We start from the raw sequence: 15,446 nt of genomic DNA, 5'->3' as shown, positions 1-15,446 counted from the left end.
CTAGGCGCTCTGCTTGCGCGCCAGCCCGCCGATGGTGTCCAGCAGGTCCTTCACTTCGATCGGCTTGGACAGCAGCGTGATGCGCTTTCGCTCCGTCTCCTCGCCCAGCTCGCGGTCGGCATAACCGGTGAGCAGGACGGCCGGAATGCCGGGGTAGCGCGCGCGCGCGAAATCCAGCACCTCCAGACCGCTGCGGCGTCCTTCCAGCGCCAGGTCGCAGACCAGCATGTCAAAGCGTTCTTCCGCAAGCACGACTTTGGCCTCGCGGGCGGTGGCGACACCGATGACTCTGTACCCGCTATGGCGGAGGATCATCGAATAGGTCAGCAGGACGGAAGGTTCGTCGTCCACTACGAGGATGGCAGGCCGCTCGCTCATCGGCAGAAGAATACACCCGGGAATTGTCACCATTGGTGACTCAACTCCGCGTTCCGCTTTCTTGCCTGTGCATATCGGAATTTTTCTGTGCAAAAACGAACCCGCGGCGGCGCCGATTCGTATCATTAGTAGAAAAAGAGTTGCCCTTGGCGCCGCCGGATTCAGCCGGCCGGGCCAGCTATAATTCGTTGGTTCAGCCTTTGAGTATTGACCTTCATGTTTGACGTCGCCCATCGTTATTTGCGCCGCCAGTTTTACCTCTACTGGCCGCGCATGAGCCGCCTGGCCCGGGTCGCGGCGTATTTCGCCGGGCTCGATCTGCTGCTGCTCCTGATCTGGTCCGTGTCGCTGCTGGCCAAGCCGGGAGGCAGTGCCGGCCTGATCGGCTGGATCCGGTTCCTGGCTTACGTGACGATCTGCCTGGGCGCCGTGCTCGGGCTGCGCTGGCTTCGGCGCAAGCTGATGTGGCGGCTGCGCAACCGGCTGATCGTCACCTACGTTTTCATCGGCGTGATCCCGGTCATCCTGCTGCTCACCATCGGCCTGATTACCGCGTACCTGTTTGCCTGGCAGTTCGCCACCTACGTCGCCAGCTCCGACTTGCAAAACGAAGTGACGACACTGGGCGCGCTGAATCACCGTATGGCGCTGCAGACGGCCGAGCGTCTCTCCAAGGGTGCGACCCCGGATGAGGCGCTGCTGCAAGAGGCCAGCGGACTCGAACCCAGCTACCCCGATCGCGAGATCACTGCCTGGTTCCGCGGCAAGGCTTTCACCTTGCGTTCCGGCGCGACGCCGGTGGCGCTGCCCCCCGAAAGCGCGAAGGACGCCAGGAGCCTCGCCCTGGACGGCGGTCGAATCCTGTTGCGCGTGGCCGACACCATTCCCGCGGCCAAGGGCGGCCTGGTGCTCATCTCCAGCGTCCCGGTTGACGAACAACTGCTGGGGAAAGTCGGCGCGCAGCTTGGCGAGGTTTCCCTCGCCATCTTCTCCCCCTCCCAGCCGGCGCAACCTAACGACAAGACCGGTTCCGATCAGGCGCAGGCTGCCCGCCGCCAGAAACAGGGCGGCACCCAACTGACGATTGGCGAGGAGCGCCTGGATCTGAGCCCTGAATCGGTGGCCGGCACGCCCGCGGCAGTGAAAGCCGGCAAGCTGCCGCCGCCCGCCAACCGCTTCGATCGCGAAATCACCGGCGGAAGCCTGCTGCAAGTGCTCGACTGGAAATCCGGCAAGAACCGCACCGCCCTGCTGGCGGTGGTGACCCGGCCGTCGCTGCTCTACGGCCGGCTGTTTCGCACCGTCGGCCAGTCGGCAACGTTTATTCTCGGCGTGCTGGTGGTGATCGTGGTGCTGTTCGGCGTCATCGAACTGCTGGCGCTGATCATCGGCGTGCGTCTCACCCGCACCATCACGCGCTCGGTGGCGGCGCTCTACCGCGCGACGCAGCACGTCAATCGCGGCGAATTCAGCCATCGCATCGAGATCCGCAGCGAAGATCAACTCGCCGCCCTGGAGACCTCGTTCAATTCCATGACGGCATCGCTGGAACGCCTGATGCTGGAACAAAAGGAAAAGCAGCGGCTGGAGAACGAGCTGGTCATCGCGCAGGAAGTGCAGGCGCAGTTGTTCCCGCGACAGTCCGCCGAGGTTCCGGCGCTGGAACTGCACGGCATTTGCCGTCCGGCCCGCACCGTCAGCGGCGATTACTATGATTTTCTGCCGCTGGAGGCCGGCAAGGTGGCGCTGGCGGTGGGCGACGTCAGCGGCAAGGGTATTTCGGCGGCGCTGTTGATGGCCACCATCCACTCCGCGGTTCGCGCCTACACGCTGGAAGCGGCGGTCGTGCCCGCCATGTCGGCGGCGGTGGCCGGCAGCAACCCCGGATACCACGGAACCGCGCTCGCTTACGCCAACGGCGACCTCTCCCCTGCCGCCGTCATGACGCTGCTCAACCGCCAGCTTTTTTACAGCACGCCCACCGAGAAGTACGCGACGTTGTTTTTCAGCACCTACGACGGCCGCAGCCGCTCGCTCAGCTACTGCAACGCCGGACACCTGGCTCCGCTGGTGCTGCACGTGGACGGCATGACTCGCCTGGATGTCGGCGGGACGGTGGTCGGTCTGTTTGACTCCGTCCCCTACGACGAGACCAAGGTCGCGCTCGCGCCCGGCGACATTTTCATCGCCTATAGCGACGGCATCACGGAGCCGGAAAATGATTTTGGGGAATTCGGCGAGCAGCGCCTGGTGGACCTGGTTCGCGAAAACCGGCACCTGCCGCTGGCGCGCATTTCCGACCTGGTTATTTCCGCGGTGCTCGATTGGATCGGCGGCGCCGAGCAGCCCGACGACATCACCCTGGTGCTGGCCAGGCCGAGATAGTTTTGGGTTCTAGGTTTTGGGTTCTAGGTTTTAGCAGGCGATGGTGCCCCACATCTGCCTGCCTTTGGCAGATGTGGGTCGTTTCCTGACGCCCGAAGACTAAAGCCTGAAGACTGAAGACTATTCACGCGTTGGTGCGCCTATTCCGCGTGGCGCGCTTATGGATGACCTTGGGCAATTCCATCAGTTCGCTGCCCAGCATTTGCACCACGTCAAAGCAGAGGTCGCCACGCTGGCGCAGGAACTCCACAACATCAGCCGCCGGGATAAACGCCACCTGCGAGTCGGCGATCAGCTCCGCGGTGAATATGTAGGTGCGGTTCAGGATCGTGCCCACCATTCCGAGGACGTAACCTGCTCCAACGTTGCGGAACGTCACGCTGCGGCCGTTGTCGGCGCGCAGCGACAGGTTCGCCCGGCCCTGCACCAGCAGGTACACGCCGCGCGAGGGCTCGCCCTGGCGGAAGAGAACCGTGCCTCGCGGATGAAACGTGGTGGGAGCCAGAGTTTCAAATCCGGCGCGCAGATCGGGATGGCCGGTGAATGCCTCACTGGATTTTTGACGTAGGTTGGGCTGGCTCTTGCTCGCCATGAACACCTCCGGCGGAAGCCTTGCTTGTACCTCCGGAGGCGACCCGCATGCGGTGACCTTCATCACAGGTGCGGGTGAGGTGGAAAAGGCGCAAGGCTCAAGGCGCAAGGCAGAAACTATGGAGGTGAAGACACGAGTTTGGCGGAATTGTCATTCCGAGCGCAGCGAGGAATCTGCTTTTTTCGCAACTCGCAACTTGCCTGAAACTGAAACTCTCTCTTAGATCGTCGTACTCGTTCCCTTCGCTCTCGCTAACGCCCGTTGCAGAGTCTGGTCGAGCGCTGACTTCGCGTTCTGGTACTCCGCATCGGAGATGCTGCCCTGCTGGCGCTCGACTTCGAGCTGGAACATCTCTTCCTTCAAGCCCTCCAGCAGCATGGCGGAGCGCGGCACGGGCTGCGCGGCCACTTGCGGCACAGCGGTTTGCGGCGCTACGACTTTCGGCGCTGCGACTTTCGGCGCTGCGGCCGCCGCCGGTTGCGGTGAAGGTGCAGGCTGGTTGCGCGTCGCCACCCATCCTCCGCCTGCCGCCAGCAATGCCAGGCAGCCCGCTAAGATCGCCCAACGATATTTGTGGATGGGATCCGGCGTGCCCTCGGGCGTGCCCAGTCCGCCGCCGGGGCGTCCCGCCGCCGCGCCGCCGCCCATCGCGCCACCGGCATCGGCCTCCGGCTGGCCGCCTTGGGCCTGCTGCTGGTCGGCAAGCATGCCCGTTCCCGTCACGCGAAACGTGAGGTCCTTCTCGGGCGTGACCTGCGTCGCCACCTGCAAGTTCGACTGGCCATTCTCATCGTTCACCGTCGAGTACACCCCTTGGGCTTTCGCGCCGAATTCCATGCTCTTCGGCAGCATCACCGCGAAGTGCTCCAGCTTGCCCGCGACCTTCGGCCTCAGGGTTGCCTCGCCCGCGTACGGCAGGTGATACGCCACCTGGAACCGCGTCTCGCCCGGGCGGATCGGAAACACGAAATAAAATTTTCCCTTCACCTTGTCGTCGGGAACCGGCGCCGAGTTCACCGGCATGCCGCCCGGCCCCTGCGCCACCCCCTCGTCAACCTGCGCGCCTTGCGGCAGCATGATCTCGTAGGTGCGGTCGGACATCAGCGCGCGCGGCGGCGACGAGTCGTTCTTCACCGAGATCAGCTCGATCACCTGCAGCGAGTTCTGGTCGGCCTGCACGCGCATCACGCGCACGTTCTCACCCACCCCCTCCAGCTTCTTCGCCGAGTCGTACACCTTCACTTCGGTGGTGGTGGCGCCGGGGCGGATCGGCCCGCCCGCAGGAAAATAATTCACGCCCTGGTGATTCACCCGCACCAGGTGCGGTCCGCCGGAATCGGTGATGTTGAAACTGAACTTGCCTTGTGCGTCGGTCTTGGCGCGCCCCGCTTCCTGCATGCCCTGCGCCAGCATGAGCAGGACGACATCATCGCCCGCCGCCGGCTTGCCGGTGGTCCCATTGGTCACGGTCCCGCTCAAGGTTTCGGCGCGGGCAAGCCCGGCGCAGGTCAAGACCGAAGCGAGCAGGATCGCCATCGCGGCCAGCTTGCGAAAATTGCGCGGTGCGCCGCAGCGCATCATCTTGCGCGCGAAGCAGGAATCATCGTGCATCGCAAAACGGTTCTTCTTGCGCGCGAAGCAGGAATCGGAACGCATTTCAAAACCGTACTTCAAGTCATTCTCCTTACATTGTCGCTGGAATGACGGCTGGTGCCCCCACCCTTATCTCTCCCGCGATACCAGCCCGCGAAGCGGGCGGAATTCGTTAGCCCACCGCGGAAGCGGTGGGATCAGCGGAAGAAAACACGCGAGCGCCGGCGGCGCGGCACTTACCCCATCGCCGGATTCGCGATTCTTCCCTCTTCCAGCGCCTCAATCTCTCCCAGCAGCGCCGCCGCTTCATCTTCCAGCGCGGCGCGCATGGTCTGGTAATCGGCCTCGGGATACTTCCCCGCTTTGTATTCGAAATTCAGGTCGCGCAGGTTCTCGTAGACGGTTTCCTTGCGTTCGCGCAGAAACGTCAGCCGGGTCTTTTCCTCGCCGGGATCCACCTGCGTCGGCAGCGAGAAGATGTAGAAACACAGCGCGAGGGTCATCAGCACGCAGGCGGCAATCATCATAGTTCCGTCTCCTGGTGCACCCGCCGGCGCAGCTCATCCAGCTCGTGCGCATCCACGGTGGCGCCACCCGCGGGAACCACGGCCACGGCCCGCCGTGTATTCCAGGCCTTCACGATCACCACCACCAGCAGCAGGCCGCCGGTCAACGCCACAAACGGCATGATCCACGCCACGCGGTTGAACCCGGTGGTGGTCGGCGCCGCCATCACCGTCGGACCGTACTTCTGCACGAAGGCCTGCAACACCAGATCGTCGCTGTCGCCGCGCTGCAACCCGGCCATCAATTCGTTGCGCATGCCGTCGGAATAGGTGCAGCCGACGTGATTACATTCCAGCAGCACCTGGTTGCAGCCGCAGCGGCACATCAGCTTGTGCCCCAGCTTATCGAATCGCCCGCTGAGATCGTCCCCCGCGCCCATGAAGAGCACCACGACGAAGCACAGAATCGCCAGTGCCGCAAACTTCCGAATCCTACGCTCGGTACTCGGTACTCGGTACTCGGTACTGGCTTTCATCGTCCCGCCCCCACCGGCTCGGCAGCCGCCACCACACGCGCGGGTGCGGTCACGCGCGCCGGCGCCGCGTTGGGCACCAGCGCCACGCCCGTCCCGGCAATCACGATCAGCACCCCAATCCAGATCCACAGCACCAGCGGGTTCAGGTGCGCGCGGATAATCGGCCTGCCCGTGTCGTCATTGAGGCCGCTGTACACCAGGTAGAGGTCTTCCCGAATCGTCGAGCGGTTGGCGACGATGGTCGCCGTCTGCTGGCTCGCCTTGTAGAACCGGCGCTCCGGATACATGGTGGCCACCGGCTTGCCGTCTTTGCTGACGTCGATGATGGCCCACTGGCTGCGGTAATTCGGGTTGTCGTCGTCGGTGTAGGACCGGCACACCAGCGTATAAGGCCCCACCGACATCGACTGGCCGTTGCCCAATTCGTGCTCGACGTCCTTGTTAAACGCCGCGCCGGCGAACCCGATCATGATCACGATCACGCCGAAGTGCACGATGTAGCCGCCGTAGCGCCGGGTGTTGCGCCGCGTCAGTTGCAGCATCCCGGAAGCCAGTGAGCTCGAGGTGTGGCGCGCGATCACCCGCCCGCCGCGCACGAACTCCGAGATCACCGTCGCCGCCACCAGCACCGAGAGCATGATTGTCATCAGCGAGAACAGGTACGACGAGTCCTGCCACGGCCGCATGCCGAAGGGCCCGCCCCACGATGACGGCGTCACTATCAGCAGCACCACCGCGCCCACCGCGATCAGCGCCGGCGCCAGAAAATTCCGCTTCAGGCTCTCCAGCGACGTCTTCCGCCACGCCAGCAGCGGCCCCACCGCGGTCAGCAGCAGCAGCAGCAGGGCGACGGGAATATTGACGCGATTAAAGAACGGCGGCCCGACGGTAATTTTGTGTCCCTGCACCCACTCGCTCAGGATCGGAAACAGCGTTCCCCACAACACGGTGAAGCACGCCACCAGCAGAATCAGGTTGTTGAACAGAAAACTCGACTCGCGCGAGACCAGCGATTCCAGCCGGTGCTCGCTCTTCAGATGCGAGCGGTTCTTGACGAAGAAGAACACGCACACGGCGAACGTCAACGCCAGGAAGCCGACGAACCAATCCCCGATGGACGACTGCGCGAAGGCGTGCACCGAGCTGACCACGCCGCTGCGCGTCAGGAAGGTGCCGAAGATCGAAAGCAGGAAGGTGGCGAAGATCAGCCACATGTTCCACATCTTCAGCATGCCGCGCTTCTCCTGCATCATCACCGAGTGCAGGAACGCGGTGCCGGTCAGCCACGGCATCAGCGACGCGTTTTCCACCGGGTCCCAGCCCCAGTAGCCGCCCCAGCCCAGCACCGCGTACGCCCAGTGCGCGCCCAGGAAAATTCCGCAGGTCAGGAAACCCCACGTCACCATCGTCCAGCGGCGGGTGATGTGGATCCACTTTTCGCCCGGATAGCGCATGATCAGCGCCGCCAGCGCGAAGGCAAAGGGCACAGTGAATCCCACGTAGCCCAGGTACAGCATCGGCGGATGGATCACCATCTCCGGATATTGCAGCAGCGGGTTCAGGCCGTTGCCGTCGGGCGGGATCGCGCCCGCGGTGAGCGCGAACGGCGGCGCCGCGAAGTTCACCAGCAGCAGGAAGAAGACCTGCACCGCCGCGATCACCACCGAGGCGTACGCCACCAGGCGCGTGTCCACCTTGTGCCGCATGCGCAGCACCAGGCCGTAGCTGGCCAGCAGCAGCGACCAGAACAGCAGCGATCCTTCCTGCCCCGACCACAGCGCGGCAAACTTATACGGCGCGCCCAGGTCGCGGTTGCTGTGGTGCAGGATGTAGGCGATGGAGAAATCGTTCTGGAAGGTCGCGACCACCAGTACGGCAGCCGCAATCATGACGGCCGCCCAGACACCAATGCCCGCCCGCCGCGCCGTTTCGCCCAGACGCTCGTACCCCGGTCCGTGACCGAACAGCGCGATTGCGCCCGCCACAAAGCAATAAGCGCCGAGCGCCAGCGCCAGAACCAGCGAGAAACTTCCGAGTAGAGGCATTAGGAGGGACTCACCACCGTAGGGCTATTTTTTCAGAAACCTGCGCGCTCGGCAACTCACCGCCGGTCATCGCCCGCCGGGACAAGCGGCACGACCGCGGCTGTCGGTTCGGCTACCATTTTGGCTCCCGTCCCGCAGCCGGAAAGTCGCGCTTTTTTCCGGGTTCGTACCTGGCTGCACGGGCGCAATTCTGAGTTACGGTTCATGAGCGATGCTTTCTCACTCGCCACTCAGAACTGGGGACTTATATGGCTACCATTCTCGTCATCGAACCGAATGACAACGTCCGCCACCTCATCCACGAGGTCCTGCAGCGCGCCGGCTACCGCGTTGTGGAAGCCGTTGCCATTCGAGAGATCACCGAGCAGATCGTGCTGGAAGAGCCCACGGTCATCATCCTCGATTGCCTGCTCGGGGGGGCGGGTCGTGGACTCGACCTGCTGCGCGAACTGCGCGCCATGCCGCGCACCCGCGACATCCCCGTGGTGGTCACCACCGGCGTGCCCGAACCGGATATTGATGCCCGCCTCCACAACTGCGGCGCATCCGCGTTCCTGCTGAAGCCGTTTGGCCCGCGTGACCTGGTGCAAGCGGTCGCTCTCGCCCTCGCGCTCCGGCCGAAACCCGCGACGGTCGCGGCAGTATCCTGCGGCAGCGAGGAGACCGCGGCGTCCTGAGCGCCGCTTCGGGCTCGCATCCCGGGATTCACAACTCGCCCCGGCTTACGATTCGTCCGGCATGGTATCGCGCACCAGCGCGATCAGTTCGGGCGGCGGGTAGGGTTTTTGCCGGAAAATGACGTCCAGTCCCTCGTACTCGGCTTCCGCTTCCGGCAAGCCGGTAATGACGATGACCGGAACCGATGGCTTGATCTGCCGCAGTTGGCGCACGAATGCGGCGCCGCTGGCGCCCGGCAGGATGTGATCGGTCACGATCACGCCGATGCTCGCGCCCACCGCTTCGCTCCGCAGCAGCGCATGGGCGCTCTCGGCCGTGGTGGCAATGCACACTTCGAAACCCGCGTCGCGCAAGACGGTCTCGCGCACACGAAGTTGCAGCGGGCTGTCGTCAATGAGCAGGACTCTCCGCAATCACCGCGCCGTCTATCGGAATTACTGTGGCCGGCCCGCCACAGCGGAACCGCTGCTAAGCCGAACGCGAATCATGTGACCGCACTTCCGCCTCCGCCTGGAACCAGTCGGTCTGGGCCTGGCCATCCTGGCGGCCGCGCTGCTCGTACAATTCGTAGGCGCGGATCCGGATCGCCGCTTCCAGGTCGAAGGCCGCATTGCCATGGCCGTTCTTGCCGTTCTTTTTCTCGACCGAAGGGGTAGTGTTCGGCTTGACAGGGGGTTGCATCGTCGTCACTTGCGCACGCTTTACTCTGGCCATTTTCTTCGTACTCCTAGGCATTAGAACTAGGACAGAACCCGCGCTTATAGCGGGTTTGACCTCACCATCATCAGTCTCCAATATACCCTGTTCCGCTGTGGATTTCGGCGCGCCGGGGAAAAAAGTTTGGTGAATTTTGTGGTCTCGCACGTCGTCACCGCGCTCCCAACTCACCAGCGGAGAGATCGTCATGCAGGGGCAGCACGATTGATCGCCAGGTCACCCGATCGCCAGGTCACCCGATCGCCGGATGCTCCGTGCAGCACAGTTTCTTCGGGCGGGCGCGAATCCTCCTTTTCGCAATCGACAATCGGCAATCGGCAATCGGCAATGGTTTTGATCGCCCGATCACCCGATCACCCGATCGCCGGATCGCCGGATCGCCGGATTCTCCGTGCCTCCGACTGGTCAATGGAAATCATGTGACCTGGTTTCCGCCTCGGTCACGGGCAGCGGCTGCACGCGCTCGGCCTTCACCGAAATCACGTTGTCCAGGTTCTGCAACACGCCTTCGATCAGCAAAAACTTTTCCCCCACCAGCAGCCGCCGGTTCTGCTCGAATAAATCCGGCGTTACGATGGCGTTGGCGATGCCGGTCTCATCTTCCAGGCTGAGAAAGAGGAAGCCGCGCGCCGTGCCCGGCCGCTGCCGCGCGATCACACATCCGGCGGCGCGCACCCACTGCCCGTTGGGGATCTTCTCCAGTTCGGCGGCGCTGCAGATCCCTTGCGCTTTCAATTCGGCGCGCCGGTACGCCATCGGGTGCGGCCCCACCGTCACGCCGGTGCCGCGAAAATCCGCCACCAGCCGCTCTTCCCGATCCATCGCCTGCAGCGGCGACGCCCCGTCCGGCTCCGGAACTCCCCGCAGCAGCGGCCCCTCACCCCGGCTCGCGCCCGCCACCTGCCACAGCGCATCGCGACGGTGCAGTTTCAGTGGCTGGTGATCAGTGGCTAGTGGCCAGTCAGGAACATTGGAACTGGCCACTGGCCACTGGCCACTGACCACTTGGTTCAACGCTCCAATTGCCGCCAGCGTCTCCAGTTCCGTTCTCCGCAACTCGGGCACGCGCCGCGCCACATCCGTGATCGACTCAAACCGCCGCTGCTGCCGCTCCCGCACCAGCGCCCGCGCCGCCTCCTCCCGCAGCCCGCGCACGTAGCGAAGTCCCAGACGCACAGCATGGTCGACAGTCGACGGTCGGCAGTCGACGGCCATCGACCGTAGACCGTCGACCGTAGACTTCTCCACCGTGCACAGCCAGTCGGACCGGCACACGTCCACCGCTTTCACTTTCAGCCCATGCCGCTGCGCGTCCTTGACGATGGTAGACGGGTGATAGAAGCCCATCGGCTGGTTGTTGAGCAGCGCCGCGGTGAACGCCCCCAGGTAATGCGTCTTCAGATATGCGCTGGCATAGGCCAGCAGCGCAAAGCTCGCCGAGTGCGACTCCGGAAACCCGTACAGCGCGAACGACGTGATCGAGTCAATGATCTGCTCCTGCGCCTCCGGCGCGATCCCGTTGCGCGTCATGCCCGCGCGCAGTTTCACCTCGATGTCCCGCATGCGCCGCTCCGAGCGCTTGAATCCCATGGCGCGCCGCAACTCTTCCGCCTCGCCGCCGCTGAATCCGGCGGTGATCATCGCCATGCGCAGCAATTGCTCCTGGAACAGCGGCACGCCCAGGGTCCGCGCCAGCACCGGTTCCAGCGACGGATGCGGGTACGTCACCTTCTCTCTTCCCTGCCGCCGCTTCAAAAACGGGTTCACCATTTTTCCCACGATCGGCCCCGGCCGGATGATCGCCACCTGCACCACGATGTCGTAAAACTTCTGCGGACGCAGCCGCGGCAGGCACGACATCTGCGCCCGGCTCTCGATCTGGAACATCCCCACCGTGTCCGCCTTTTGCAGCGCCGCGTACACCTCGGGATCGTCCGGCGGCAGATGCGCCAGGTCTTCTTCTTTGCCGTAGTGATCGCGGATGAGCGCGATCGAATCCTCCAGCACCGCCATCATCCCCAGGCCAAGCAAATCCACCTTGATGATCCCCAGGTCGGCACAGTCTTCCTTGTCCCACTGCACCACCACGCGCCCCGGCATCGACGCCGGCTCCAGCGGCACCACCGAATCCAGTTGTCCCTGGCAAATCACCATCCCGCCGGAGTGCTGCCCCAGGTGCCGCGGCAGGTCCTGCACCGCCAGGCACAACTCCAGAAATTTCCGCATGCGCGGATGCCGCAGATCGAAACCGGCGTAGCGGAATTGTTTTTCCAGCGTCTCGTCCGCGTCGTGGTACTCCCACCTTCCCACCAGACCCGAGAGCCGCCCCACCGTGTCTTCGTCGAAGCCGAGCACCTTGCCCATCTCGCGCGCCGCCATGCGCCCGCGATAGGTGATCACGTTGGCCGTCATGGCCGCCCCACGCTCGCCGTAGCGCTGGTAGACATACTGGATCGCGCGTTCGCGCTGCTCGCCCGAGGGCAGATCGAGATCGATGTCCGGCCACTCGCCGCGCTCTTCGCTCAGAAAGCGCTCGAACAGCAAATCCATTCCCACCGGATCCACCGCCGTGATCCCCAGCGAGTAGCACACCGCGCTGTTGGCCGCCGACCCGCGCCCCTGCACCAGGATTCCTTGCTCGCGGCAGAAGCGCACGATGTCCCACACGATCAGGAAATATCCTTCGAGCTGAAGTTTTTCGATCAGCGCCAGCTCGCGCTCCACCTGCCGCCGCGCCCGCGCCCGCAGGTCGCGCGCCGCGCGCCCGTAGCGCCCCTGGAATCCTTCCTGCGTCCGCTGCCGCAGAAACGACATCATCGTCTCGCCCTCGGGTACCGGGTAGCGCGGAAATTGGTAGCCGAGATCGGCGAGCGTGAATTGCAAGCGCGACGAAACTTCCGCCGTGTTGGCGATCGCTTCCGGCAGATCGGCAAAGAGCTTTTCCATCTCCGCCGGCGATTTCACATGACGCTCGCCGTTGCGCGCCAGCAGCCGCCCCGCCGTCGCCAGCGTGCGGTGATGCTTCAGGCAGGTGAAGACATCGAGAATCTGCCGCTCTTCCGCTTTGGCGTGCCGCACGCCGTTGGTCGCCACCAGCGGCAGGCGGAGCGCGCGCGCCACCTCCACGGCGGCGATGTTGCGCGCTTCTTCGTCGCGCAGAAAGTGCCGCTGCAATTCGAGGTAAACATTCTCCCGGCCGAAGATCCGCGCCAGCCGCTCGACCTCGCGCCTCCCTTCCTCCACGCCGCCGCGCCGCAGCGCTTCCGCCAGCGGGCCGTCGTCGCCGCCGGTCAGGCAGATCAAGCCGCGCGCGTGCTCCTGCAAATCCGCTTCCTGCGCCGCGATCACCTCCGCCGGCGCATCCTTCGGCCCGCGTGCTTTCATCCGCGTCACCAACCGGCAGAGGTTCTGGTAGCCCTCGCGGTTGGCAACCAGCAAAGGCAATCGGCTCAATCCACCACGGAGAGACGGAGACACGGAGGATTGGTAATTTGCAATTTGTAATTTGTAATTTCCATTGCCCGCACGGCGGCTTTCACTTTGCAAATTACCAATTACAAATTGCAAATCAGTCTCCGTGTCTCCGTGCCTCCGTGGTGCAAAAGTGATCTCGCCCCCGATGTGTGCCTTCATGCCGGCTTTCTTCATGGCGATGTGAAACCGCGGCGCGCCGTACACGCCATCGCGGTCCGCCAGCGCCATCCCGGGCATGCCGTGCTCGGCGCACACCGCCGCCAACTCCTCGGGCACGCTGGCTCCTTCGAGGAAACTGAACGCCGACGCGGCATGAAGCTCTACGTACATTGGTAATTTGAAATTTGTAATTTGCAATTTTGTCGAGAGTGTTGGTGAAACCAGCAACTTGCGGCGGACGCAAATTGCAAATTACCAATTGCAAATTACAAATTCAGTCATAGCTCCCCTCCACCCACCACTTCCCCCCGATCTCATCGCGATAAACCCGGTACAGCGCCACTCCCTCCTCATTGCGCACCGCCACGTCCCACTCTTCGCGCGACCACGCCTGCTCCGTCCACCATTCGCCTGACGACCGCCACGGGCCCGCGCACCACACCACTTCGCCCCGCATCGTGGGCCGCTCCGCCGATGCCACCTGCGCCGGCTTGCCTTCCCGCACTGTCACCACCGCCGCCAGCGCCGGCCGAAACACCCGCAGCGCGATGATCGGAGAAGCAGTTGTGGCGCGGGCGCCCTCGCCCGCGTGCTGGCCACTGGCCACTGGCCACTGACCACTGGCCACAAACGCTTTCATCCGCCATCCATCCTCCCGATGCGTATCCACCATCTCCGGCGACCCCACCCGTGCTTCTGAACTGCATTGCTGACTTTCGATTGTCGATTCTTGATTTTCCTGGCGCCCGGCGACTGGCGCCTGGCGACTCTCGCGCAATCGACAATCGACAATCGGCAATCGGCAATTCTTTTGCTCTTTTCCCGTTTGCCCCACCACCTTTTTTATTCTCGCGATGGTCAGCTCCAGCCGTTCCGCCTCCGGCGCCTCGGGCACGAACAATCCGCTTTGCGTCTTTCGCGGTTCCGCCGGTTCCGCCCGCAACCACACTTTTGTGACCGGCGCCTGCGGTGGATGCGCCTGCAAATCCAGTTGCAGCAACTTGAGAAAAACCTTCGCGTCGAGCATGGGCACCGGAAGCCGCAGGCATCGGGTCATCTGGTGATCCGGTGATCCGGTGATCTGCGCAGGATTTTCGATCACCCGATCACCCGATCGCCCGATCACCAGATCTTCCGTGCTCGCCTCCAACTCCAGTCTCACCGTCAATTCGTTGGTCGCCAGCGCCCGCGCCGCCAGCCGCGCACACAGCTGCTCCAGCATGCGGTTCAGCAAAAACGCCAGCGGCTCCAATGCATCCACCGGATATTCCAGTTCCGCCGCCTCTTCGAACCGCAGCGGCGGCTCGGCAACAACCAGCGGACGCCGTGTCTGGCCGCGCGCCAGCTTCTGCAACCGCAGCCCCTCCTGGCCCAGCCGCTCCGCCAGCGCCACCTCGGGCAGCGCCGCCAACGCCCGCAGGTTTCGCACTCCCCAACGCTCGAGAGTTTCGAGGAGTTCCAACGCTGCTGGAGCACCGTCGGGCAAGCCTTGTCGTTCTTCAAACCATTTCTGATTGTCGATTGTCGATTGTCGATTTCGTCCGGAACCAATCGGCAATCGACAATCGGCAATCGGCAATGCCTTTCCCCAATTGGTCGCTAGCAAAACTTCGACCGACAGCTCTCCGATTCTCTCCGCCTCTTTGCCTTCCGCGATCACCGTCACGCCCGCCAACCCGCGCGCCGCCAGCACCGCCGTGTCCGCATTCGAGGCCACCGCGACGTTGGCTTCCAGCCCCATCTCCGAACAACGCCGCGCCACATCGCGCGCCATCTTGGCCGGCGGCCCGAAAATCCGCTCCAGGCCCGCCAGGTCGAGCACTACCGTGTCCGCCGCCGTGTCTTCCACCCGCGGCGAAAACCCGCACGCGCAGTCCAGCAGTGCCGCATGCGCCGCCACCTCCCGCTCTCTCGACCTCTCCCGCACCATCCCGCATTTGCGTGTGGCACGGGTCTGTGTGGCACGGGTCTCCGACCCGTGTCTTGACGTTGGCGCGCGCTCGCCCTCGCCCGCGAATCCTTGCCGTTTGCCTCTTTTTCCTTGCTGCTCTTCCTCCCGACTCGCAACTCGCAACTCGGACTCGGCCATCGACCGTCGACCATCGACCATCGACTCTGCCTGCAAGCGCGTCATGCCCGGCTCCACTCCCGCCTGCGCCGCCCGCTCATTGACGGCAACGACGTGCCCCAGCGGCGGCGTGCCCTCCACCACCGCCACCGCCTGCTCGCGCAACTCCGGCTCGGCGCGCACCAGCGCCTCCACGGGAAAATCCGGCACGTAGATGGCGGCAAAAGGCATGGCAAGCTCGATGGGTAATTTGCAATTTGTAATTTGCAATAATTTGCAATTTAAGAATTGTGGCGATGTGCCGAACTTTGCGAT

At 63.9% G+C, this 15,446-nt stretch carries 12 protein-coding genes; 2 read left to right on the top strand and 10 right to left on the bottom strand.

The annotated features are described in order from the left end of the window. Positions 1-411 carry a response regulator gene (locus LAN70_01605; GenBank protein ID MBZ5509842.1) on the bottom strand — a complete coding sequence of 137 codons (411 nt, stop codon included), beginning with the start codon at positions 409-411 and terminating at the stop codon, positions 1-3. Between the two features lie 183 nt (positions 412-594). Here LAN70_01605 and LAN70_01600 point away from each other — a divergent pair, with 183 nt between their 5' ends. Next, the gene (locus LAN70_01600; protein ID MBZ5509841.1) at positions 595-2,763 is read left to right on the top strand and encodes a PP2C family protein-serine/threonine phosphatase; all 2,169 of its coding nucleotides are present in this window, start codon (positions 595-597) and stop codon (positions 2,761-2,763) included. A 124-nt stretch (positions 2,764-2,887) separates the two neighbouring features. On the opposite strand, the gene LAN70_01595 is transcribed toward LAN70_01600, so the two are convergent. The 5 genes from LAN70_01595 to LAN70_01575 form a co-directional block, all read right to left on the bottom strand. Next, positions 2,888-3,355: a cyclic nucleotide-binding domain-containing protein gene (locus tag LAN70_01595; GenBank protein MBZ5509840.1), complete on the bottom strand. Its 468-nt coding sequence runs from the start codon at positions 3,353-3,355 to the stop codon at positions 2,888-2,890. A 219-nt stretch (positions 3,356-3,574) separates the two neighbouring features. Continuing rightward, positions 3,575-5,029 (bottom strand): carboxypeptidase-like regulatory domain-containing protein, encoded by a 1,455-nt coding sequence (locus LAN70_01590; GenBank protein MBZ5509839.1) that lies wholly within the window; start codon positions 5,027-5,029, stop codon positions 3,575-3,577. A 155-nt stretch (positions 5,030-5,184) separates the two neighbouring features. Then, on the bottom strand, positions 5,185-5,475 hold the full coding sequence (locus LAN70_01585) for a hypothetical protein (protein ID MBZ5509838.1): 291 nt from the start codon (positions 5,473-5,475) through the stop codon (positions 5,185-5,187). Then, a complete protein-coding gene (locus tag LAN70_01580; GenBank protein MBZ5509837.1) occupies positions 5,472-5,990 on the bottom strand; it encodes a cytochrome c-type biogenesis protein CcmH in 519 nt (172 codons plus the stop codon). Before LAN70_01580 ends, LAN70_01585 begins: the two co-directional genes overlap by 4 nt. Next, positions 5,987-8,035 carry a heme lyase CcmF/NrfE family subunit gene (locus LAN70_01575; protein ID MBZ5509836.1) on the bottom strand — a complete coding sequence of 683 codons (2,049 nt, stop codon included), beginning with the start codon at positions 8,033-8,035 and terminating at the stop codon, positions 5,987-5,989. The genes LAN70_01580 and LAN70_01575 overlap by 4 nt, the downstream gene beginning before the upstream one ends. A 248-nt stretch (positions 8,036-8,283) precedes the next feature. Here LAN70_01575 and LAN70_01570 point away from each other — a divergent pair, with 248 nt between their 5' ends. Beyond that, positions 8,284-8,712, top strand: a complete 429-nt coding sequence (locus LAN70_01570; GenBank protein MBZ5509835.1) for a response regulator — start codon at positions 8,284-8,286, stop codon at positions 8,710-8,712. A 45-nt stretch (positions 8,713-8,757) separates the two neighbouring features. Here the strand turns inward: LAN70_01570 and LAN70_01565 are convergent, their stop codons facing one another. The 4 genes from LAN70_01565 to LAN70_01550 form a co-directional block, all read right to left on the bottom strand. Then, on the bottom strand, positions 8,758-9,126 hold the full coding sequence (locus LAN70_01565) for a response regulator (GenBank protein ID MBZ5509834.1): 369 nt from the start codon (positions 9,124-9,126) through the stop codon (positions 8,758-8,760). Between the two features lie 55 nt (positions 9,127-9,181). Further along, positions 9,182-9,394 carry a DUF2934 domain-containing protein gene (locus LAN70_01560; GenBank protein MBZ5509833.1) on the bottom strand — a complete coding sequence of 71 codons (213 nt, stop codon included), beginning with the start codon at positions 9,392-9,394 and terminating at the stop codon, positions 9,182-9,184. Between the two features lie 441 nt (positions 9,395-9,835). Then, entirely contained in the window at positions 9,836-13,234 is a 3,399-nt protein-coding gene (locus LAN70_01555; protein MBZ5509832.1) for an error-prone DNA polymerase, read from the bottom strand. A 103-nt stretch (positions 13,235-13,337) separates the two neighbouring features. After that, positions 13,338-15,362, bottom strand: a complete 2,025-nt coding sequence (locus tag LAN70_01550) for a DNA polymerase Y family protein (GenBank protein ID MBZ5509831.1) — start codon at positions 15,360-15,362, stop codon at positions 13,338-13,340. Positions 15,363-15,446 lie beyond the last annotated feature (84 nt).

The sequence above is a fragment of the Terriglobia bacterium genome, assembly GCA_020072845.1.
Taxonomy (GTDB): Bacteria; Acidobacteriota; Terriglobia; order Terriglobales; family Acidobacteriaceae; genus JAIQGF01.
This window is presented reverse-complemented; position numbering and strand designations above follow the sequence as displayed.